The sequence below is a fragment of the Colwellia sp. 20A7 genome (genome assembly GCF_009832865.1).
In the GTDB taxonomy this organism is placed as follows: Bacteria; Pseudomonadota; Gammaproteobacteria; order Enterobacterales; family Alteromonadaceae; genus Colwellia.
On sequence record NZ_CP047130.1, the window covers coordinates 1,638,340 to 1,657,954 of the forward strand.

Consider the following 19,615-nt stretch of genomic DNA (forward strand, 5'->3'; position numbering starts at 1 on the left):
TTGACCTGTGCTCTTAAATATTCGCGCAAAAAACATTAATCAATAAATTTAGTGTTCAACTAGATGTTGATACTTATATCAATAAACTAACTAAGTGATCTTTTAAATGATCTAAATATCCAATCACATCGTTGCTTTCAATCCCAATAGCCAGCTATTATTTACATTGGCAAAATAATGGAGGGTCTATACCCCAACAAAGCACTAGTGCTTTGTTGGGGTATAGACAGTACTGGGAATTGATTTAAGTTCTTTATAATGTGTACTCATGCTAGAGCTCTTGGTATCATTACACTGTCAAAATTAATTATAGATATAAGCGTCTTTATTTTTACCGAAAAACATCTGCTCCCAAAGGCCTTCTTGTTTGAATTGTTGAGTCTCTCCGTCTTTTTCAATGGTAAGAATTACCTCACCTAAAGTTCTTGTGTAGGTTGGGTTCATACCAATAATTTTTGCTATTGTTCTTTTAAACGGCGAGATGATTTCAAGTAGACTCGCTGAAACGATATCTCTATCTCGTATCATTTCTACTTTATATACAGTGCCGTCATTTGATTTTTGAATCCAAGTAATACTATTATCGTAAAACTTGCCGGTTACTGGATGTTGTATTGTATCTTTTCTAATAACGGTGGTTAGTTTCTGATTATCTTCTAGGATCACCCCATTTTTTGCGATCATAATGACGGGAAGTCGCGTGTATCCAGTTTTCTTTTCTGTGATGATATCGGAGGCTATTATGTTGTATTCGCCTACTTTAGCGCGTCCCCAGTACCAATGGTTAATGACTTTATTCATTGGGATATTTCCCCAATTATGGTCGTGATAGCCTGTACCCTTTAGATCTTTGGCAACGCCATCCCTTGTTAGGGTTGCAGTGATGTTTGATGAAGGTTGAGCCACAATCCAAGCAAAGAAGTCTTCTTGTTTATCACCGAAATACCAATGTCCTGTGTCTGGCCGCCACATGGGAAGTGCTGATTCCATAAAGGCAGAAAACTCTATTGTGCCGTCATTGAAGTAGAGCTCATAATTACCCTCTACATACTTTAGATAACAGTCCCCAACTTTTACATCAGCCTTTTCTTTTGAGGAATTAATAACGGTTCCCTTAGGCTCAGATACGGTTTGTGTAATTTTAGTCCCATCAGGATAAGTTAAGGTGAGCTCTGCGGTTGGTCTGGCAGGACCTTTTAGATCAAAATGATCCTTGGTATAGAATACGACAACAATCGTTATACCATCGTTTAATTCCATATCGGTATACCACCACTCATAAGTGCCAGACTTTCCATGTGTTCTAATACCGTCTTCCCATATTTGAATAGATTTTTCTTTAATTCCCAATTCTTCATATTTTGATAAAGAATCATTTAATAATGCTATTTCATTATTTTTAGGTGATTTTTTGAACATTGTATTTCCAGTTTTTAGTAGAAAAATACCATAATACGTCTAATATGACTTGTTATTACAGCTGAATAAGGATGTTTTTTTATTAATAACACATAGATCTTTTAACATTGAGTTATTAAGTGTCAATTGTCAGAAAAGATAGCGCGTTTGCCCAATTTTATTTGGCAAACGCGCTAGTGTTTATAAAAATTTATTTCTATCTCATTAGGTCTTCTTAAAAGAAATTGTACTGCGCATTAATAAAAATCTGTCTTGGTTTACTGCTATTCGCCCAGTACGCACCTGTTATCAATGGGGTTGCACCACCAAAGTTAGCCGTTATTTCATTCGTTAGATTTTTACCAACAATAGATACAAGCCAGCTATCGTCTTCGCTTTTTATTTCTAACATTAGGTTTGCTTTTACAAATGACTCCTGAAGGCCATAGGCATCATTTTGAGAGGTAAAGAAATACTCGTCGCTGTAGGTTAGATCACCTCTTAGACCCATTTGTATTCCGTTGTCCAGACTCCAGCGGTAGTCGGCGTATAAGTTACCTGTGACTTCAGGAGAGAAGCGTAGCGAGTCGCCTGCAGTGTTTCTTGTGAAGGTTGTAAGATCGCAGTCGGCCTCGATAGATTCTCCAGAAGAACAGCTTGCGCCAGGGTAGTCATCATAGACCGCTTCAAGATAAGCAAGAGCCCCACCTACTTCTAAGTTATCGGTGACTGCAAAACGTAAATCGGTTTCAATGCCTTCTGAAGTTGCTTTTGCTGCATTTTGGAATGTAAGGGCGCTTGTATTAGGATCCAATGTGCTCACTTGTAGGTCGTCAAACTTGGAATTGAAAATGGCTACATTGATATTTATTCGACCATCCATTAAAGAAGACTTTAGACCTACCTCAAAACTATCTGATGTTTCAGAATCAAATATAGAACCGTCCAATTTAGTTGCTGTTGAATTAAAACCACCCGCTTTTGTCGCGGAAGTTAGTGATGTATAGAGCATGTTGTTGCTATCAATATCCCATTGAAGTGAAACGCTTGGATCGAAGTTGTTTTCATCGATTTTAGTTTGATCTATATCTTCAGTGGTGAATGGAACTATTCCAAAAACGTCAAGCATAGCCTGGTTAGCGGGAGGAATATCGACTATAAATGTTGGCTGAATTGAATGCTTAAGTCTTTCTTTGGTTTCATTAGTATAACGTGCACCAATGTTTGCTCGTAGAGTTTCACTTATATTCCAAGTGATCTGGGCAAAACCGGAAAGGGAGGTTGTTTGCTCTTTATACGTTCTCACACTGGTGAAATCTGCAAACGCTGGAAAACCCAAAGAGGTCAGTCTAAAGTTCTGACGATAGCCTTTCTGTTCAATAGTACGATCCATATAAAATAAACCTACTATATAGTCAATTGTCTCGTTACCAGGTGAAACAAGACGGATTTCTTGTGAGTATTGATCAAGTTGATCACCACCTGCTCCTTTATCGCCTTCGAAAGTGAGCCATTCAATTGGAGCCATTGCTTGTGATATCAACTCTTCGCTTTCGAAAGTAGAGTAACCTGATATACCTGTCAGGGTGCCTATGTCTCCCAAATCCCAATCAAATTGAAGGGTTGCCGACTGCGCATCCACATTAATAAATTGTCCTTCGTTAGTTATATCAAGAGTATTTGAATCTTCGTCATATTCTACAGCATAGGCATTTGATGCTACGCCATCAGTAATATAACCAAAATTAGGGTCGATAGCCTCGAAAGTAGCGAGTGCTGTTTGTCCGTCAACCCCATCTTGTACGCCGAACAAACCAAAATGTGTACCTTTCGTTTTTCTTGTAGACGACTCTAGTTTCCCATAAAGAGACAGGTCGTCAGTTGCTTCCCATACTACACCTAAACGCAGTGCTTGCACTTTGTTGGTGTTTTGGTTTTTCTTGCCTTCAAGCTGTGTAACGCCGTCTGAGGCTATGCGAGAGTTAGTGTCTATCCAGCCGTCTTCGAAATTATTCATCGCGGTTAAACGAGCGAAAATAGTGTCTGTTAAGGCTCCTTGGAAAGCGCCTTCTAAAGTGTAGCCTTCATTTTCAATGTCGTAGCCGGCGCGAAAATACCCTTCAGTGTCGTCTGTAGGACGGCGACTATTAATGACAACCGCACCTGCGACAGAGTTTTTACCTGCAAGAACTCCTTGAGGCCCTTTGAGTACTTCAACACGCTCTATATCAAGGAAGGGAGCATTAAATTGATAGCCGCGGCTTACGTAAATGCCATCGACAAACATACCTACAGATTGTTCGGCTGACGTATTAGACCCTGTACCGAGCCCCCTGATTGTTATGTAGCTAGGACCTGAAGTGTTGGAAAAATTCACGTTGGTTAAATGGGTCGTTAGATCTTGTATTTCATTAATATTTAGACTTTCCATAGCATCTCCTCCAAATGCTTGTATAGAAAGAGGGGTTTCACTTAAGCTTTGTATGCGTTTTTGCGCTGTAACCATAATCACTTCAAGCGTAGGTTTCTTATTCTCTGTTGTTGCGTCTTCGGCTATTGCGGCATTAGCATATATGGGCATAGCCAGAGCGGCACCCGATAGGAATGTTATCGCGCGGGCTATTTTGTTTTTGAGTATGTTGAACATTGTAATTCCTCAAGTTTTTTCACTATATCGTGTGTTTTAGATGTAGTAATAGCGTATTAGCTATTCTATATTTATTTTTTATTATTATTGCTACTAATGCACTGGTGCACTGACAAACAATATTACAGAGTAATTACATTAGTGCAAGTGTATTTTTTTGAACAGTTTACTTTGCGACCTGTTGTACTATTTAGTGATTTACGCCTATTAATAAAATATGCACTAGTGTATAAGTGTATGGGTGTCTAATAAACTTAATACAAGAGGAGTAATAATATGGGATTTGAAGGTAAGATTGTATTTGTAACAGGAGCTTCAAGCGGAATAGGGCTGGCGGTAGTGAAAGCTTTTTCTGAGCACGGTGCAAAAGTTTGGGCCGCGGATATTAACAATGAACCCGAAGCGTTCAGTGGTGATGATAATATAGAATTTAGACGTCTTGATATTACCCGATAGTGCTAACTGGGACGCAGTTGTTAATTCTATTACTACTACAGATGGGTCTCTTGATATCCTCGTAAATTGTGCTGGCCGTATAGATTTTGGTTTAATTGCCGAAACACCTTGGGAAACTGTCGCAAAAGCCATGGACGTTAATTTAGGTGGTGCTTACCGTGGTATTCAAGCATGTGTTCCTCTTTTACTTAAACGTGATGATGATGCTCCATGGGCTTCAATTATTAATATATCGTCGATGGCTTCATATGGCGGCGTACCTTTTTCTTCTACGTATGCGGCTAGTAAGGCAGCCTTAACATCGTTTTCAAAAAGTGCAGCTCAAGAGTTTGCAAAGATGGGGCAGCATATTCGAGTTAATTCTGTACATCCAGGTACCATTGATACACCAATGGTTACTGAAACCGATAAAGCCGTTGCTGCCGCTTTGGGTACTAATCAGGAAAATGTTCGTCTCGAAGCTATTGCTAGGCACCCTGTAGGCAGAATTGGCTGCGTTGATGATGTTGTTTTTGGTGTGCTTTATTTAGCTGATGAGCGCGCAGCTTTTACAACAGGGTACGATCTCAAAGTGAGTGGGGGTAGGGAACTTTAATAGGTAAATAAAGTCTTTATTATTGTATAAGGGTAGTGGTAATAATTTTTATAGGGGTGTAATAGGGACATTATTACCTTCCTCTCAAATTATTAATATAAGCTAGGGGAAACGGGTCTAAAACGAACAGAATTGATTCGAATATTGTGCTAGCCTCATTTTTTCTAAATTATTTTGATGATCATTAAGAATCGATTTGACGGTCTTCTTTACTTGTGGCATATAATGGTCTTTGTCTGAGATTATTATGAGTCTGTAGTGGTCGCCACATCGCGACAATACCTTTGCAATCCTCATAAATGGAAAGCTCTTCAACTTTAGCATCGCAATCAGCTGGCGTACGAGAGGTAATATAAACTTTCGCACCCGCTTGAAGTAGGCCCTTAGCCATCATTTCACCCAAGCCTCTTGCGCCGCCAGTTACCAGTGCTGTTTTTCCACTAAGGAAAAAAGTGTATTAATTTCATTATTCATTACATCATTCTACAGTTACCTGCAGCTCACAATACTTATTTTTCCTTAGGCTCATAAGTCTTTGAGCTGATTATTTATAATTTTTCTAATACTTTTTCTGGCTCTTTTGTTGGAGTAACCAGTTGCACCAACTTGATCAAACTACCGAAAAATAAAGCACCTAGCGCTATTGCGGTAGCTACTTCAATCGGGTCGATGATTTCTAATATCGAGGGTGCTGCAAATACTGTAAGAAATAGCATTGCCGCTTTGTTAAGCGCAATAGGTACCCAATCCATGATGTGTATATAAACGGCAAAAACCAAAATTAATATAGAAACGATCATGCCTGTTGTCCCTAGTTCCATCGGTAAATACTTTAACTGTAAAGCTAATAAAAGCCCAGTAAATGCGCCTATAAAGGTTGGTAACCAACGATCAAAATTTGCTTCTTCTATGGCAGCCCAATACCAGAGAAACAGGAATGAGGCAAAAAATGAAGTAACATTGAACAATTTGCTACCCAGTAAAATACAGATAACACTTGCCACAACGATTACTACTGTGATAATCAGTCCTTCTAAGGGCGTTGGTTTTTTTACTTGCTGTTCTTCTTTCATCCGAGTTTCCCTATTTTAGTAATGAAGTTATTTTCTTAGTTATGCTGATCAGAGAAGATCGCAGACCTGATGCGCTGTAGCCATATTAGATATGCGATCGAATTCGTTATCTACTTTCATCTACTTCAGCCTGAGCTTTCCCTAACGCGCCGCCCAACTGCATCATGTGCACCTCATCTGGACCGTCGGCGAGGCGCAGACAACGTTGAGCAGCAAAAGCATGAGGTAAGAACGTATCTTGACCCACACCTGCGCCTCCATGTATTTGAATTGCTCGGTCGATGACATCAAGCGCCATATTCGGTGCAACAATTTTGATCATGCCGATTAGATCTTTTGCACCCTTGACGCCCAACTCATCTATTGTCTGTGCGGCTTTTAGGTTGAGTAGGCGAGATTGCTCTATCTGGCAATGGGATTTGGCAATGCTTTCTCGTACCGATTGATTTTTAATCAACGGTTTACCAAATACCGTTCGGGTATTGGCTCGTGTGCACATCATATCTAGTGCGCGTTGTGCCATACCGATAGATCGCATACAGTGATGAATACGCCCAGGTCCAAGACGTCCTTGTGCAACTTCAAAACCGCGACCTTCACCGGCGATAATATTACTAACGGGTACACGCACATTGTCAAATACAATTTCTGCATGGCCTTCTGGTGCATCGTCGTAACCGAATACGGTCATCGGTCGAATCACATTGACACCTGGCGTTTTCATTGGTACTAAGACTTGAGATTGCTGTATGTAACGATTGGTGTTGTCTGGATCTGTTTTACCCATAACAATCATGATTTCGCAACTTTCGCGACATGCCCCACTTATATAAAATTTACGGCCGTTAATGACATATTCATCGCCATCACGAACAATCGAAGTTTCTACGTTGGTGGCGTCACTGCAAGCAACATCTGGCTCCGTCATGGCAAATGCTGAACGTATTTCACCAGACAATAAGGGCTCTAACCACTTTTTCTTTTGCTCTTCGTTGCCGTATTTAGCCAAGACTTCCATATTGCCGGTGTCGGGAGAAGAGCAATTAAATACTTCTGAAGCCCACAAAACTTTGCCCATTTCTTCGGCTAGTGGTGCGTATTCCAAATTGGTTAGGCCACCACTGTACTCACCATAGCTTAGTGGTAGAAAAAAATTCCACAAACCTTGTGCTTTGGCTTTGGCTTTCATCTCTTCTATAATAGGAGGGGTCTTCCACGGGGTCTTTTTTATTTGTTCGTGGAACAGTGCCTCGTTGGGGTACAAATTATCTTCCATGAAGGTTTTAACTTCTTCTATCAATCCTTTTACTTTATCGCTGTATTTAAAATCCATAGGGACTCCTCCATTAATGGTTTGTTAGTTGTAAGTGGCTTTATCGATACGCTAGAGCGAAACTAGCTGGGGTACATGATTGTAGCTGGCTATATGTACAACGTCTTACTAAGTAAAGTTTTGGCGTATTACCTTTTTTAAATCTGATTCACACCGTTACTTATTGGTTGGATCGTTTGTTCGGTGCAGTTGTACATTCGATAGTAATGTTAGAGTAGGGTGTTATCCACTATTTATGAAATTTATTATATGAATTAACTACTATTCATATTCGTAATGATATATTTTGTGGACATGGCTAATAAACAGAATTATTGTAAGGTGTATTAATGCGACTTAATCAGTTAGACCTGAACCTTTTTTTGGTATTTGAAATTGTCTACCAGCAGCGTAATTTAACCCGTGCTGCCGAAATACTGAATATTACACAACCGGCTGTCAGTAATGCTCTTGCTCGTTTGCGCGATAAGCTTAACGACCCTTTATTTGTGCGCACCACTGCGGGTATGACGCCAACACCATTGGCAGATAATATTATTGGCCGTGTGCGAGAAGGCTTACAAATGCTTCACACCAGTGCCACCGAAGGAAATGTGTTTGATCCAGCGACCAGTAATCAAATTTTTCGAATCAGTATGAATGATATAACTGAGTCTATGGTGTTGCCGTGGCTGGTAGAACGATTACAGCGTGTTGCACCGTATGTGGGATTGGAATGTCATTATATTGCACGTGCTGACATTGAACGGGAACTGACAGCGGGTACGTTGGATTTTGCCATAGACATACCCCAAGTAACCAGTAATCAAGTTTGTCACGATACGCTGATAAAACAGCATAGTGTTTGCGTAGTACGTCATGATCATCCCATTATTGGCGATACTCTTACCCTTGATGAATACCTTGCTCTTGACCATATTCAGGTGTCTTCACGGCGTAAGGGCGAGAGCTATGACGACATTGCCCTTAACCGTTTGGGGTACAAACGTCATGTTCGGATGCGGGTACAGCACCATCTAGTATCCCCTTTACTAGTCGAACTAACTGATATGGCGCTAACGATTCCTGCCTCTATAGCAAAAAAATACAACTTGAAAATATTGGAATTACCCTATGAGTTACCTCCAGTACAAATGAACCTTTTTTGGCATAAACGCGCTGATCACGATAACGCCAACCTTTGGATGCGCGGCCTCTTGCAAGAGGTAAAGAGCGAAGGTTAGCACATGGGTTTCTTGAGGCTAAAACTTTTGATGTATCTAATTATTAGGCTCAAATTTTATTTTACAGTTTGAAGTGGATCTGCTTAAAGTATTCAGCGCTCTCCAAAAATACAGTTTACTCGTTGGCAATAACTTCCCTGTAAATATTTGTACCTTTTTGTAGGCTGTGTTTACATCGACAGATTATTTGTCTACTAAGTACTGAGTAGTAATCTCCCGGAGTGTACTAATAAATACCAAAAGCGAAGAAGTGCCATTTGATTGTGCCGTATTTAAGTCACTTGCCAATCAATGAATTGAATACGGGTGTAGAGATCTTTAGTCTGGACGAGATAGTATATTCCAAATTTTTGTATGACTTACAACTTATTGGCTTCATTAAAGCGTTTTATTAACAAATGAAACAATTAATGATCCATTCATCACTTCTAATTGGTATTTAATAGTGTTGAATAAGGCCCAGTCTCTAAAAGGTGATTAGGATTGAGAATTAAAAAAAGGGGGATAAAATAATTCTCAGCCTTTGTAGAGTTTAATTGTTTTTAGTTATAATGTATTATTGTAATACATTGTGTATGTATTAGTGTTATTGACGATAGTATCCATTCTGAACTCAATTGATCGGACAATTATTGCTGCAGTTCACAGCCATTGTTACATAGGTGCGTTGGAAGTATAGCTTGCAGCTGACTTTATTGTAGCGGCTGACAACGCTAAGCTAGCTGACACGCACGCAAAATGGGCACTAACCCCAATTTGGGGGATGAGTCAGCGTTTGACTAGACGTGTTGGTACTGCCACAGCTAAACGCTTAATGTTTACCTGTGCCACAGTTGGCGCAGCAGATGCGCTAAGTATCGGCTTGGTTGAGGCGGTTTATCCGCTGGACGAATTTGACCAAAAGGTTGAGCAATTAGGGCGAAATATATTGCTCAATTCATCTTTTAGTCACGCTGCTAACAAGCGACTTTTGTAAGCGACGGATGACGATCCACTGGAAAAAGGCTTACAGTAAGAAGCACTAGAGATCGAAGGCGTTGGGCCCGATGCCCAATATAGAATAAAAGCTTTTATGGGCGGATAAATAATCTGATTTTAAACTAGTATAAAATATTTATTTTATCAATAAAGTTAAGGATTTATTCGTTATTTTGAATTGTGGCCATTGTCATTGCTTTTTGGGTGTTCGGATTTTTTTATTTACACGTGAACATAGAGATATTTTTAGGGAGATAGAAAACTTTCTGGAAAAATAGCTAGGTTCGTTACTGATGAAAAATATTGTATTCGCGTTACCACTTGACCATATAACAACCTGAAAAGTATATTGGCCGGTAAAATTTAATATTGGGTCATTATGACGAAAAATGCTCAGTATTTATGAGTGACAACAGACTATTAGTGGAGAAAATATTGTGAGTCTTTGGTTTAAAAAGCCCAATTTAAAAGCGTGAACAGCTCATGTGAAAATACGATAATAAGGCATCTTGGCATTGATATAACTGCTATTGGCGATGACTATGTAGAAGGAACAATGCCTGCAGATAAACGGACACACCAACCTTACAAGCGAGTTCATGGTGGAGCAAATGTTGTATTGGCTGAGACTTTAGCATCTGTCGGTTCGTTATTAACATTAAATCCAGTTGAATATTTTTGTGTTGGACAAGAAGTGAATGCAAATCATTTGAGGGGGTTACAACTGGCCTCGTTACGGGTAGAGCAGAGCAAGTCTACAGTGGTAAAACCTCCCAGGTTTGGGAAGTAAAACTATACGACGATAGGAATAAAATAACGTGTATTTCAAGGCTTACCTTAGCGTTAGTTAAAAGTTAAAATGTACGAAAAGTGTTGTTGAGCAGGATACATGGGCAAAAGCTTTCGTACCACACAACGGGTATTATTTAAATTTAAGATGAGAAAACCATGAGAAAATTTACCAATAGTAATGTATCAGATCAATCAGGAAAAACATTTTTTATTACCGGCGCGAATACAGGCCTTGGTTTTGAAACTGTGGTCCCAGTAAACGTGGTCAAACCGTAGGTCCTGCGATTATTGTAAAGGCTAATCGGAAAGCGAGAGATGCAAATCTAGCGAGAAAACTATGGGATATATCGTGTGAAATGACAGAGTTAGATCCTTTCAAAGACGCTAAAATCTAAGGCGATAGATATTGATAAGGCACATGCTTATCGTTTTAAAAAAGATGTTTGGAGTAAGAGCGGTTTATATCGTAGCTAAGCATGGTATGTAGTAGCTTCAAGATACAAATATCTTGAATTGTTTTTCCTGAATTTCCTTAATAGGAATATATGTGGAGTTTTAGTTTGTTATGAATTTTATCCGTTCCGTTCATGTTTCAAGGCGTGATAATGGCGATTTCTGGTTACATTGGACGCCAGAATTTAGCTCAATGCCCGTTACTGTATTTTCATCTGATAACCTGGAAAAGTTGACTTCTGGTGTACCGGTGGTCAGTGATGTACTCAATAGCGTAGAGCTTTCTGGTTGCCTTGATGGCAAACGGCGTTATTTTTATCTCAAGTCTCAAGATGGCGCTGAGGCCATTGTTGCTGAAAGGCTATTACCTTTGGATGGTGGCACTAATTTTAGAGATTGTGGTGGTTATCCTGCAGCTAATGGCCGTAGAGTTAAGTGGAATCACCTTTATCGTTCAGGTTACATGTCTAATTTAAGTCCCGCTGATGTAGGTTACCTTAGTAATCTAGGTATTAAAATTTGCTGTGATTTTCGTGGCGATAAAGAACAAAAAAATGAGCCTAGCGTGCTCCCAGAAAGCACTAAAATAATCCCCTTAACGATTGATACGGGTGATATAACTTCATATTTTAAGTTAGCCTCTTCTGGCACAGATAATCTTCCTGATATGTCTAATATGATGGCTGATTTCAATATTAAGCTTGTGGAAAATTATACTGAACAATATGGTGCTATGTTGTCACAGCTTTTAGCGTTGAAGGACGGCGCCTTTATGGTGAATTGTTCGGCAGGGAAAGATCGAACTGGTTTTGGCGTGGCGCTCATATTAATGGCATTGGGTGTTCCTCGAGAAGCGATAATGCATGACTATCTGCTGTCTCAGAAATACTTTTTAGTGAATAAAGAAATTAAGCGCATCGTTAAAAAGTATCAGAAAATCTCTAATTCCCACGTGGATGAAAACCTCTTGCGACCGTTATTGGAAACCAAGGAAAGTTATTTAGGGGCTGCCTTGGATTATATAGAAAAACAGTATGGGACACCGGAGCAGTACTTACTAAAAAAGTTTTCCATCGATCAAGGTGCATTAGACACTTTGCGGGATTCGTTTACGGAATAATTACAATTGGCATACAAAGCCCCCATAATAGGGGGCGTTGTATGATATTTAGATTTATACGTTGTTATTGATTTTGTGAATCGAACAACCATTCCCTGCAATCAATACCTTGTCTAAATCGTTTTTATCTCCCACTGAAACCTGCACTTTGAATGGTCACGGGTATAAAAGTCTTACAAGGTTATAACGTTTACAAAAAGTCGTTGAGATCTTGCATGAATCGATCAAACTGATCGTGGTGAAGCCAGTGTCCCGCGTTTTCATATTCTTTAAAAGTAGCGTTACTAAAGTGCTTTAAGCGGCCGTCTTTTTTTGGGCTCGATGCCCAGCTGTCTTTACCGTAAAGCAGAAGGAGGGGGCAGCTGATGCGTTCCCATAGATCTCGCAGTTCGGCATTGGGTATGTCGATACCAGCCGACATATTCAAGTAATTATCAAATTTCCAGCTGTAACTCCCATCTTCATTCTGGCTGCTGCCATGTACGGTAAGATGTCTGGCTTGCTCTTCAGTGAGGAAGCTGTTCTCAGTCTTCATGCGTTGATAGGCATCTTCAAGCGTCGGATAACGTTTGATTTGCCGGCCAGAGGAGTTTCGCTTTTGCTCTATCCACTCACGTAGGCGTTCGTCCCTGGGTTTAGTGTTTATTTCGTCGATCATCTTAGGCGAAAAACCCAAGCCCTCAATAAGTACCAAGCTTTTAACTTTATCTGGATACAGGGCAGCGTAGCGTGAACAAATCATACCGCCCATTGAATGTGCGACAATCGTTACGGGTTCTAGTTGTCTCTGATGAATGAGTTGAGCTATGTCATACACAAAACTAAATGGTGTATAATTTCCATCTGGTGCCCAGTCGCTATCACCATGGCCGCTAAGATCGGGCGCGATAACATGCCAATCCTTGCTGAGTTGCTCGGCAACCCAGTCCCAACTGCGGCAGTGATCTTTACCGCCATGTACTAGTAACAGTGGTGGCGCAGTTGGATTTCCCCAATCGACATAATGTAGGTTCATTCGCTGTGATTTATAACGGTGAGATGATGGGCGTAATTGTATAGTTAGCATAAGTTATTTTTTAATCCTATTTAATTTTGTGATATGAATGAAAGAAAATGAAGCAACGTAGTGGGTAAAACACTGGAAGTAAAAGAACTGAAAATAAGTCACTTTTAATATTAAAAAACAACGTACTAAAATTAACTTCGGCATTATTCTAATCAACTCATTGCTACTGAATTATTAAACATATTATCTAAATGTATACCAGGTGTTTGACACTCATGCAAAAAAACTCTTGTATGAGTATTGCTTCACGCGCTGATGAACGATGAACGCCATAACACAGCGCCATCTCCTTATTGGTTAATCGATAAAATGTCACCTACTTTCAGTTCTCGGCTGAATTTTATTGCATTAATAATATTGTAGATTTGGCGACACAGGGGCTCGCGCGTTAATGCATTATCGATCATAAACTCGTTGTATTCCTTACTACATGATTGAAGTAGTTATTTCTGACCTAATAGGTAATTAGAATGACTAGCCTATTCACTTTCATAGGGTTTGTCTATAGTCTTGATGTAAATGTATTACAATGATACATTAATATGATCCTTAAGGTTGAAAAGTGCAGTATTTGTGGATCAGATTTACACATGTACCATGGTGATGTGATAGGCAGAAAACTAGATTACAGCCAGCCCATGCCTAAATTCTGTACCGGGCACGAGACGATTGGTGAAGTGGTTGAAGTAGGTTCAGGAGTTTCTAAACATAAGATCGGAGACCGCTTGGTGATTGCCGGTGGAAAGGGTTGTGGACAGTGTAAGCGCTGTCTCAGGGGTGAGATTAATCTTTGTGACCAAGCGTTTATCTAAAGGAAAGTTTCAAAATTGGCCGTCATCAAACAAAAGTATTGAACAGATCATCGCGAAAAAACTGCGAAAACTATTGTGTGACAACGATCCATTATGGGAAAAAATGGATCCTCTTTACTGAGTAAAATCATTGAGATAAACACTTGATTTTTACTTTTATCGGATCATAATGCCTGCAAAATAAACCTGTACCAAACACTAAAACTCTGGACGTACCGTGAGCAAACCTTTTACCGACATTGATGGCAAAGCCCTTGAAGCGCTGATAGAGCGCGTGAACGAGGCCAAAGAAAACAATCTGGCCTTAAGCCCAGAGGATTATCAGTTATTACTTGATGCGTTATTGACCTTAGCCACCACGCAAACCCGCTTAGCGAATCATGATGTTACCGTGCATAAACTGCGAAAATTGTTAGGTATTGAAAAATCATCTGAAAAACTAGGCTCGGTGCTTAAGCAAACTAAAGCGTCATCGGGCAAGAAAAATAAAAAGCGTAGCAACGATAATGGTGAAGGTTTCACCCCGGTTAAACCCACGATTATCGTTCATGGACTAGTTGACGTAAATAAAGGCGATACCTGTGTTGAGTGCTTAACCGGTAAGGTTTATAAAACCGAGCCAGGTAGCTTGCTACGTATCACCGGACAAAGTCCTTTCAAACCTGAGCAGCATGTCATGGAGCGTCTTCGTTGTAATACCTGCGGTGCTTATTTTACCGCACCACTGCCGGACGATGTCTTAACCGATGGCTTAAGTACTCAAAAATATGGTTATTCAGCACGTTCTTTAATGGCGATTTATAAATACTTTGCTGGACTGCCTTTTTATCGTCAAAGCAGTATTCAAAAATTACTGGGGGTAAAAATCACCGCGTCAACGGTTTTTGACCAAGTAGAGCTTGTTTGTAATGCTATTTATCCCGTGTACCAATTGCTCTTCAATTTAGCGGCTGATGGTAAACACTACTATTTAGATGACACAACTAACCGTATTCTTGATGCGAAATCGGTGATAAAGAAAGCACGCAACAGTGAGAAAATCATCACACGTACGGGCGTTTATACCTCAGGTGTTATCGCAACGCTGGCTGATAACCGTCATATTGTTTTATTTGAGACTAACATCGGGCACGCGGGAGAATTCATTGACAGTATTTTGCACAAGCGCAGTCAATCATGCGCCAAACCACTCATCATGAGTGATGCGCTAGCGAGCAATCGGCCGACGGTACGTGAGGCGATAACGTCACTGTGTAATAGCCACGCAAGACGACAATTTGTAGATGTTATCAATCACTTTCCAATTGAGGTCGAGCATGTCCTCAAACGCTATGGTGAAATATGGGTCAATGATGACTATACGAAAGAAGAAAAGTTAACCCCGAGCGCAAGACTGGCCTATCATCAAACGCATTCAGCGCCCATCATGGAAGCCATAAAATTGTGGGGAGAAACGCATTTAGCCAATGAAACCGTTGAAGAAAACAGTGGCCTAGGCAAAGCTATTCGCTACTTTATCAAACATTATGTCGGACTGAGTTACTTTTGCAGCACTGAAGGAGTAAAAATCGACAATAATCGTATTGAAGCGATGCTCAAAATTGTGGTGAGAGACAGAAAAAACGCGATGTTCCACAAAACCTTACTGGGGGCAACGATTGGGGATGTCATTACCTCGGTCATCGCGACGGCAAGTGAGGCGGGTATTAATGTCTTTGACTACTTCACCACCTTACAACGAGAAAAAGAGCAGGTAAAAAAGACCCCTGAAGATTATTTACCCTGGAATTATCTCGCTAAAAATTCAATCACCTAAAAAAACCAAACACGATGATTTAGGCTTTACCGCCTAGGTCAAGCTGTACCTGAAAAAATCGTGATGTCACGCTACGCTGCCGTAAGCTCACAAGCTTTTAACGTTGTCAGGGTAGATCCCGGCGTAGCGTGAGCAGACCATGCCGCCCATTGAATGCGCGACTATCGTTACGGGCTCCAACTGCATCTGATGAATGAGTTGGGCTATGTCGTAGACAAAACTAATTTGTGTGTAATTTCCGTCAGGTGTCCAGTCGCTGTCGCCGTGGCCGCGCAAATCGGGCGCTATGACATGCCAATCCTTGCTGAGTTCCTCAGCTACCCAGTCCCAACTGCGGCAGTGATCTTTGCCACCATGTACGAGTAACAGAGGCGGTGCACTTGGATTTCCCCAGTCGACATAGTGTAGGTTCATTCGCTGTGATTTATAACGGTGGGATGGTGTAGGTTCATTCGCTGTGATTTATAACGGTGGGATGAAGGGCGTAATTGCATGAGTTACCTCTTTTTAATTTGTTTTAATCAACTGATAATGGGATGGAAGCAGACGAAGCTACTAGGTGGACAAAGCTTTGAAGTGACAAGGGCGGTTAAATCGGTCTTTTTTCGGCAGAATCGCAGGTATAACGCATCTGCGTACTACACGGCTCAATTCCCCTGTGCCAAGTCATTTAGCATATCTCCTAGGTTTACACCTAATACATTACAGCCACGCAAGAAATCCTCTATGTGCCTGCGAGCCCACAACTCAGCAGCTTGCTTGTCTCTGTCCTTGATAGCACCAACGATGTGTTCATGGGCCACTAACATGCGCTTGCCGGGCTCCTTTAGGTTAGCCAAAAGTTTTCGCTCGGCAGGGTAAAACAGGCCACTCATCCCTAGCCGACTCCACTGGAGCGCGCGATTTTTTGAGGCCTCAGCCAGCAGGTTGTGAAATTCTTGATCAAGTGCCGTTAAGCGTTCAGGGTCATTGAGCGCTTCACGGGTTGTGTCTAAATTAGCTTCAAGTTTTTCAAGCAATTCTGGCGTGACACGCTCGGCGGCCATTGCCGCCATTGAGGGTTCTATGGTCAATATTGCTTCGTATACTTCGCCCAGGGATACCTCATCAATCAACATGGTGGTAGAAATACGCCGAGAGAGCTTGTCCTTTTTGGGTGCGGTCACCAGTAGTTTCTTTTTACCCGCAGCTCGACCAATCAAGTCATTTTCTTCCAATAATCGAATGGCTTCACGTATTGATGATCGATGCACGCCATAGCTGAGCGCCAAGTCTGTCTCTGAAGGCAAAGCATCTCCCACTTTCAGTTCTCTGTTGACGATCTTGGCTTCCAACTGATCGTAAATTTGACGATATAATGGCGCGCGCTGTAATGGATTAGCGATCATAAGCTGACTGTATTCCTTATCTATCTGACTGAGATTGTTGTTGGCTTAAAGAATTTCTTATATAGCGACTAGCCTATTGACAATTTTAATGTTTGTCTATAATATTTTTATAATTGTCGGACAGTAATACTATGTTACTTAATCGTTTCTAAGAAAGGCACTAAATTATGGATTTTGAATATACAGATAAAATGAAGGGGCTTATTGCCCGCGTTGATGCATTTATGAAAGAGCATATTCTTCCCGCTGAAGCTGAGTATGAAGAGTTCGTTCACGACCCAGCCAACCTATGGGTTGTACCGCCTATTATGGAAGAGTTGAAAGCTAAAGCTAAAGCGGAAGGGCTTTGGAACCTGTTTCTACCAAAAGATTACGGCGAATATAGTCCTGGTTTGACCAATCTTGAATACGCACCACTGGCTGAACTGATGGGACAAAATGAGTGGGCCAGTGAAGTTTTTAACTGCAGTGCGCCTGATACTGGCAATATGGAAGTATTAGCGCGCTACGGCTCAGAAGAGCAAAAGAAAGAGTGGCTAGTTCCTCTTCTTAATGGCGACATACGCTCTTCTTACTTAATGACAGAGCCGCAAAATGCCTGCTCTGATGCAACTAATGTAGAGTGTTCTATTGTACGCGAAGGCGACGAATATGTGATTAATGGTCGAAAAACTTGGTCATCCAGTGTTTTTGATCCGCGATGCAAGCTATTACTAGTAATGGGTAAAACAGATTTTAACGCGCCTCGTCATATACAACAATCCACCATCATCGTACCTAAAAACACCCCTGGCGTTAAGGTACTTAGACCGTTGAAAGTAATGGGCGAACTGCATTCACCTCAGGGTCACGGCGAAGTACTTTTAGAAAACGTTCGTGTACCAGTAGGTAACATTATTTTAGGCGAGGGAAGAGGCTTTGAAATTGCTCAGGGTCGTTTAGGACCTGGCCGTATTCATCACTGTATGCGATTAGTAGGTGCTGCTCAGCGTTGTCTTGAATTGATGTGTGTGCGCGTAGAAAACCGCTCGCCATTTGGTAAAAAATTATCTGCTCAAGGAAGCATTCGTCAAGATATTGCTAAGTCACGTTGTGAAATAGAGCAGGCGCGTATGCTAACCTTACTCGCGGCTAATAAGCTTGATAACTTTGGCAACAAAGTAGCACTTGATTTGATCGCGATGATCAAGATAGTAGCCCCTCAGATGTGTCAAGATGTAGCAGACAGAGCCATGCAAGCTTTTGGCGGCATGGGTGTGAGTCAAGACACGCCTATCGCTCAAATATGGGCTTATGGACGTTTTGTTCGTATTGCCGATGGTCCAGACGAAGTACATATGTCGCAACTGGGTAAACTAACCATTCGTAAATATAACGAAGAGGTAATACTATGAAAGCTTTAGTCTTTAACGGTCCAAGAAACATTCAGTACGAAAGTTTTGATGATCCTAAAATCACCAATAATAGTAACCTGATCCTTAAGGTTGAAAAATGCAGTATTTGTGGATCAGATTTACACATGTACCATGGTGATGTGCTAGGCCCAAAACTAGATTACAGCCAACCGATGGCGAAATTTTGTACCGGGCACGAGACTATAGGTGAAGTGGTTGAAATTGGGTCGGGCGTCTCTACGCACAAGGTTGGTGATCGCGTACTTATAGCTGGTGGCATGGGTTGTGGTAAGTGTAAACGTTGCCTCAGTGGTCAGTTGAATATTTGCGAGCAAGCGGCTTCAGGAAAGCCTGCACTGGCCTATGGCATCACTCCTGGTTTTAACGGTGGCCATGCGGAATACATGGAAGTACCATTCGCAGATATTGGCGCTGCCAAAATACCTGATGGCGTGACTGATGAGCAGGCAATCCTTTTAACCGACGCGCTAGCGACGGGTTATTACGGCGTTAAAATGGCACACGTAAAACCGGGTGATAGCGTCGCGGTTATTGGTCAAGGTCCTGTTGGCTTAATGGCTGCAGAAGCCGCTATGGCGGTTGGTGCATCACGCGTTTATTGCATTGATCCAGATGAAACCCGTCGAAACTTGAGTTTGCATTTTGGTGGAATCCCACTTTCACCTGATGAAGCTATTGAGCGTATTAGAGAAGATACTAACGGTATTGGTATTGACGCCGTGATAGAAGCGGTGGGTGTGGGGCCGACTTTGAAACAGGCTGTGCGTTTATTACGCTGGGGTGGATCTCTTTCTGTACTGGGTATGTTGCAGAAAGGTACCGAGCTTCCGCTGCAAATAATGCAAGCCAAAAGTCTGAATTTTCATGCGGGTGTTTCTGGCATCGTAAGTATGTGGGATGAACTTATCCCGCTGGTGCAAGCTGGTCGTATACAAGGTAAAGGCGTGTTTACGCATGAGTTTAGCCTTGCTGAGGGTGCAGAAGCCTTCCGTTTATTTGATGCGCGTGAAGATGGCGTTATTAAAACTATGATCACGTTATAGCTTTATA

The 19,615-nt window shown here is 41.2% G+C and carries 18 protein-coding genes and 1 pseudogene; 11 read left to right on the forward strand and 8 right to left on the reverse strand.

Annotation, left to right across the window (positions count from 1 at the left end; translation table 11 throughout):
- Positions 1-303 precede the first annotated feature (303 nt).
- Entirely contained in the window at positions 304-1,419 is a 1,116-nt protein-coding gene (locus GQS55_RS07070) for a hypothetical protein (protein ID WP_159819238.1), read from the reverse strand.
- A gap of 214 nt (positions 1,420-1,633) precedes the next feature.
- The gene (locus GQS55_RS07075) at positions 1,634-4,045 is read right to left on the reverse strand and encodes a TonB-dependent receptor (RefSeq protein WP_159819240.1); all 2,412 of its coding nucleotides are present in this window, start codon (positions 4,043-4,045) and stop codon (positions 1,634-1,636) included.
- A 276-nt stretch (positions 4,046-4,321) separates the two neighbouring features.
- On the opposite strand from GQS55_RS07075, the gene GQS55_RS20160 reads away from it, so the two are divergent.
- A complete protein-coding gene (locus GQS55_RS20160) occupies positions 4,322-4,501 on the forward strand; it encodes an SDR family NAD(P)-dependent oxidoreductase (RefSeq protein ID WP_159819242.1) in 180 nt (59 codons plus the stop codon).
- Complete coding sequence (locus GQS55_RS07085) at positions 4,485-5,096, forward strand: SDR family NAD(P)-dependent oxidoreductase (protein ID WP_159819244.1); 612 nt, start codon at positions 4,485-4,487, stop codon at positions 5,094-5,096. Before GQS55_RS20160 ends, GQS55_RS07085 begins: the two co-directional genes overlap by 17 nt.
- A gap of 184 nt (positions 5,097-5,280) precedes the next feature.
- Here GQS55_RS07085 and GQS55_RS07090 read toward each other — a convergent pair whose 3' ends face one another.
- The 3 genes from GQS55_RS07090 to GQS55_RS07100 all read right to left on the reverse strand — a co-directional run bounded on the left by GQS55_RS07090 (position 5,281) and on the right by GQS55_RS07100 (position 7,502).
- A complete protein-coding gene (locus GQS55_RS07090; RefSeq protein WP_159822626.1) occupies positions 5,281-5,523 on the reverse strand; it encodes an SDR family NAD(P)-dependent oxidoreductase in 243 nt (80 codons plus the stop codon).
- A 121-nt stretch (positions 5,524-5,644) separates the two neighbouring features.
- A complete protein-coding gene (locus GQS55_RS07095) occupies positions 5,645-6,169 on the reverse strand; it encodes a hypothetical protein (RefSeq protein ID WP_159819246.1) in 525 nt (174 codons plus the stop codon).
- Positions 6,170-6,275: 106 nt separating this feature from the next.
- Positions 6,276-7,502, reverse strand: a complete 1,227-nt coding sequence (locus tag GQS55_RS07100) for an acyl-CoA dehydrogenase family protein (RefSeq protein WP_159819248.1) — start codon at positions 7,500-7,502, stop codon at positions 6,276-6,278.
- Positions 7,503-7,831: 329 nt separating this feature from the next.
- Between GQS55_RS07100 and GQS55_RS07105 the strand changes: the two genes are divergently transcribed.
- From GQS55_RS07105 to GQS55_RS07120, 4 genes and pseudogenes are all read left to right on the forward strand, one after another.
- Positions 7,832-8,725 carry a LysR family transcriptional regulator gene (locus GQS55_RS07105; RefSeq protein WP_159819250.1) on the forward strand — a complete coding sequence of 298 codons (894 nt, stop codon included), beginning with the start codon at positions 7,832-7,834 and terminating at the stop codon, positions 8,723-8,725.
- A gap of 691 nt (positions 8,726-9,416) precedes the next feature.
- Positions 9,417-9,701 (forward strand): annotated as a pseudogene (locus GQS55_RS19825) (enoyl-CoA hydratase/isomerase family protein); the annotation flags it as partial.
- A gap of 558 nt (positions 9,702-10,259) precedes the next feature.
- Positions 10,260-10,493, forward strand: coding sequence for a hotdog fold thioesterase (locus GQS55_RS20255; RefSeq protein WP_442872174.1), 234 nt, complete (start codon positions 10,260-10,262; stop codon positions 10,491-10,493).
- Between the two features lie 567 nt (positions 10,494-11,060).
- A complete protein-coding gene (locus GQS55_RS07120) occupies positions 11,061-12,068 on the forward strand; it encodes a tyrosine-protein phosphatase (RefSeq protein WP_159819252.1) in 1,008 nt (335 codons plus the stop codon).
- A gap of 190 nt (positions 12,069-12,258) precedes the next feature.
- On the opposite strand, the gene GQS55_RS07125 is transcribed toward GQS55_RS07120, so the two are convergent.
- Entirely contained in the window at positions 12,259-13,134 is an 876-nt protein-coding gene (locus GQS55_RS07125; RefSeq protein WP_159819254.1) for an alpha/beta fold hydrolase, read from the reverse strand.
- A gap of 590 nt (positions 13,135-13,724) precedes the next feature.
- Between GQS55_RS07125 and GQS55_RS20260 the strand changes: the two genes are divergently transcribed.
- The 3 genes from GQS55_RS20260 (at position 13,725) to GQS55_RS07140 (ending at position 15,762) form a co-directional block, all read left to right on the forward strand.
- On the forward strand, positions 13,725-13,946 hold the full coding sequence (locus GQS55_RS20260) for an alcohol dehydrogenase catalytic domain-containing protein (RefSeq protein ID WP_442872175.1): 222 nt from the start codon (positions 13,725-13,727) through the stop codon (positions 13,944-13,946).
- Entirely contained in the window at positions 13,885-14,067 is a 183-nt protein-coding gene (locus GQS55_RS07135) for a hypothetical protein (protein WP_201294718.1), read from the forward strand. The genes GQS55_RS20260 and GQS55_RS07135 overlap by 62 nt, the downstream gene beginning before the upstream one ends.
- 96 nt (positions 14,068-14,163) lie before the next feature.
- Positions 14,164-15,762 carry an IS66 family transposase gene (locus GQS55_RS07140; RefSeq protein ID WP_159819260.1) on the forward strand — a complete coding sequence of 533 codons (1,599 nt, stop codon included), beginning with the start codon at positions 14,164-14,166 and terminating at the stop codon, positions 15,760-15,762.
- 87 nt (positions 15,763-15,849) lie between these two features.
- Here the strand turns inward: GQS55_RS07140 and GQS55_RS20265 are convergent, their stop codons facing one another.
- Positions 15,850-16,176 carry an alpha/beta fold hydrolase gene (locus tag GQS55_RS20265; protein ID WP_159819262.1) on the reverse strand — a complete coding sequence of 109 codons (327 nt, stop codon included), beginning with the start codon at positions 16,174-16,176 and terminating at the stop codon, positions 15,850-15,852.
- 233 nt (positions 16,177-16,409) lie between these two features.
- Positions 16,410-17,150, reverse strand: a complete 741-nt coding sequence (locus GQS55_RS07150; RefSeq protein ID WP_159819264.1) for a FadR/GntR family transcriptional regulator — start codon at positions 17,148-17,150, stop codon at positions 16,410-16,412.
- 167 nt (positions 17,151-17,317) lie between these two features.
- Here GQS55_RS07150 and GQS55_RS07155 point away from each other — a divergent pair, with 167 nt between their 5' ends.
- Together GQS55_RS07155 and GQS55_RS07160 are read left to right on the forward strand one after the other, a co-directional pair.
- Positions 17,318-18,544, forward strand: coding sequence for an acyl-CoA dehydrogenase family protein (locus GQS55_RS07155; RefSeq protein ID WP_159819267.1), 1,227 nt, complete (start codon positions 17,318-17,320; stop codon positions 18,542-18,544).
- Positions 18,541-19,608, forward strand: coding sequence for an alcohol dehydrogenase catalytic domain-containing protein (locus tag GQS55_RS07160; RefSeq protein WP_159819269.1), 1,068 nt, complete (start codon positions 18,541-18,543; stop codon positions 19,606-19,608). Before GQS55_RS07155 ends, GQS55_RS07160 begins: the two co-directional genes overlap by 4 nt.
- The last annotated feature ends 7 nt before the right edge of the window (positions 19,609-19,615 follow it).

Bases quoted from the DNA above. Each gene is read 5' to 3' on its own strand.
- GQS55_RS07070 (WP_159819238.1), bottom strand. From the start codon at position 1,419: ATGTTCAAAAAATCACCTAAAAATAATGAAATAGCATTATTAAATGAT.
- GQS55_RS07075 (WP_159819240.1), bottom strand. From the start codon at position 4,045: ATGTTCAACATACTCAAAAACAAAATAGCCCGCGCGATAACATTCCTA.
- GQS55_RS20160 (WP_159819242.1), top strand. From the start codon at position 4,322: ATGGGATTTGAAGGTAAGATTGTATTTGTAACAGGAGCTTCAAGCGGA.
- GQS55_RS07095 (WP_159819246.1), bottom strand. From the start codon at position 6,169: ATGAAAGAAGAACAGCAAGTAAAAAAACCAACGCCCTTAGAAGGACTG.
- GQS55_RS07100 (WP_159819248.1), bottom strand. From the start codon at position 7,502: ATGGATTTTAAATACAGCGATAAAGTAAAAGGATTGATAGAAGAAGTT.
- GQS55_RS07105 (WP_159819250.1), top strand. From the start codon at position 7,832: ATGCGACTTAATCAGTTAGACCTGAACCTTTTTTTGGTATTTGAAATT.
- GQS55_RS20255 (WP_442872174.1), top strand. From the start codon at position 10,260: ATGCCTGCAGATAAACGGACACACCAACCTTACAAGCGAGTTCATGGT.
- GQS55_RS07120 (WP_159819252.1), top strand. From the start codon at position 11,061: ATGAATTTTATCCGTTCCGTTCATGTTTCAAGGCGTGATAATGGCGAT.
- GQS55_RS07125 (WP_159819254.1), bottom strand. From the start codon at position 13,134: ATGCTAACTATACAATTACGCCCATCATCTCACCGTTATAAATCACAG.
- GQS55_RS20260 (WP_442872175.1), top strand. From the start codon at position 13,725: ATGTACCATGGTGATGTGATAGGCAGAAAACTAGATTACAGCCAGCCC.
- GQS55_RS20265 (WP_159819262.1), bottom strand. From the start codon at position 16,176: ATGAACCTACACTATGTCGACTGGGGAAATCCAAGTGCACCGCCTCTG.
- GQS55_RS07150 (WP_159819264.1), bottom strand. From the start codon at position 17,150: ATGATCGCTAATCCATTACAGCGCGCGCCATTATATCGTCAAATTTAC.
- GQS55_RS07155 (WP_159819267.1), top strand. From the start codon at position 17,318: ATGGATTTTGAATATACAGATAAAATGAAGGGGCTTATTGCCCGCGTT.
- GQS55_RS07160 (WP_159819269.1), top strand. From the start codon at position 18,541: ATGAAAGCTTTAGTCTTTAACGGTCCAAGAAACATTCAGTACGAAAGT.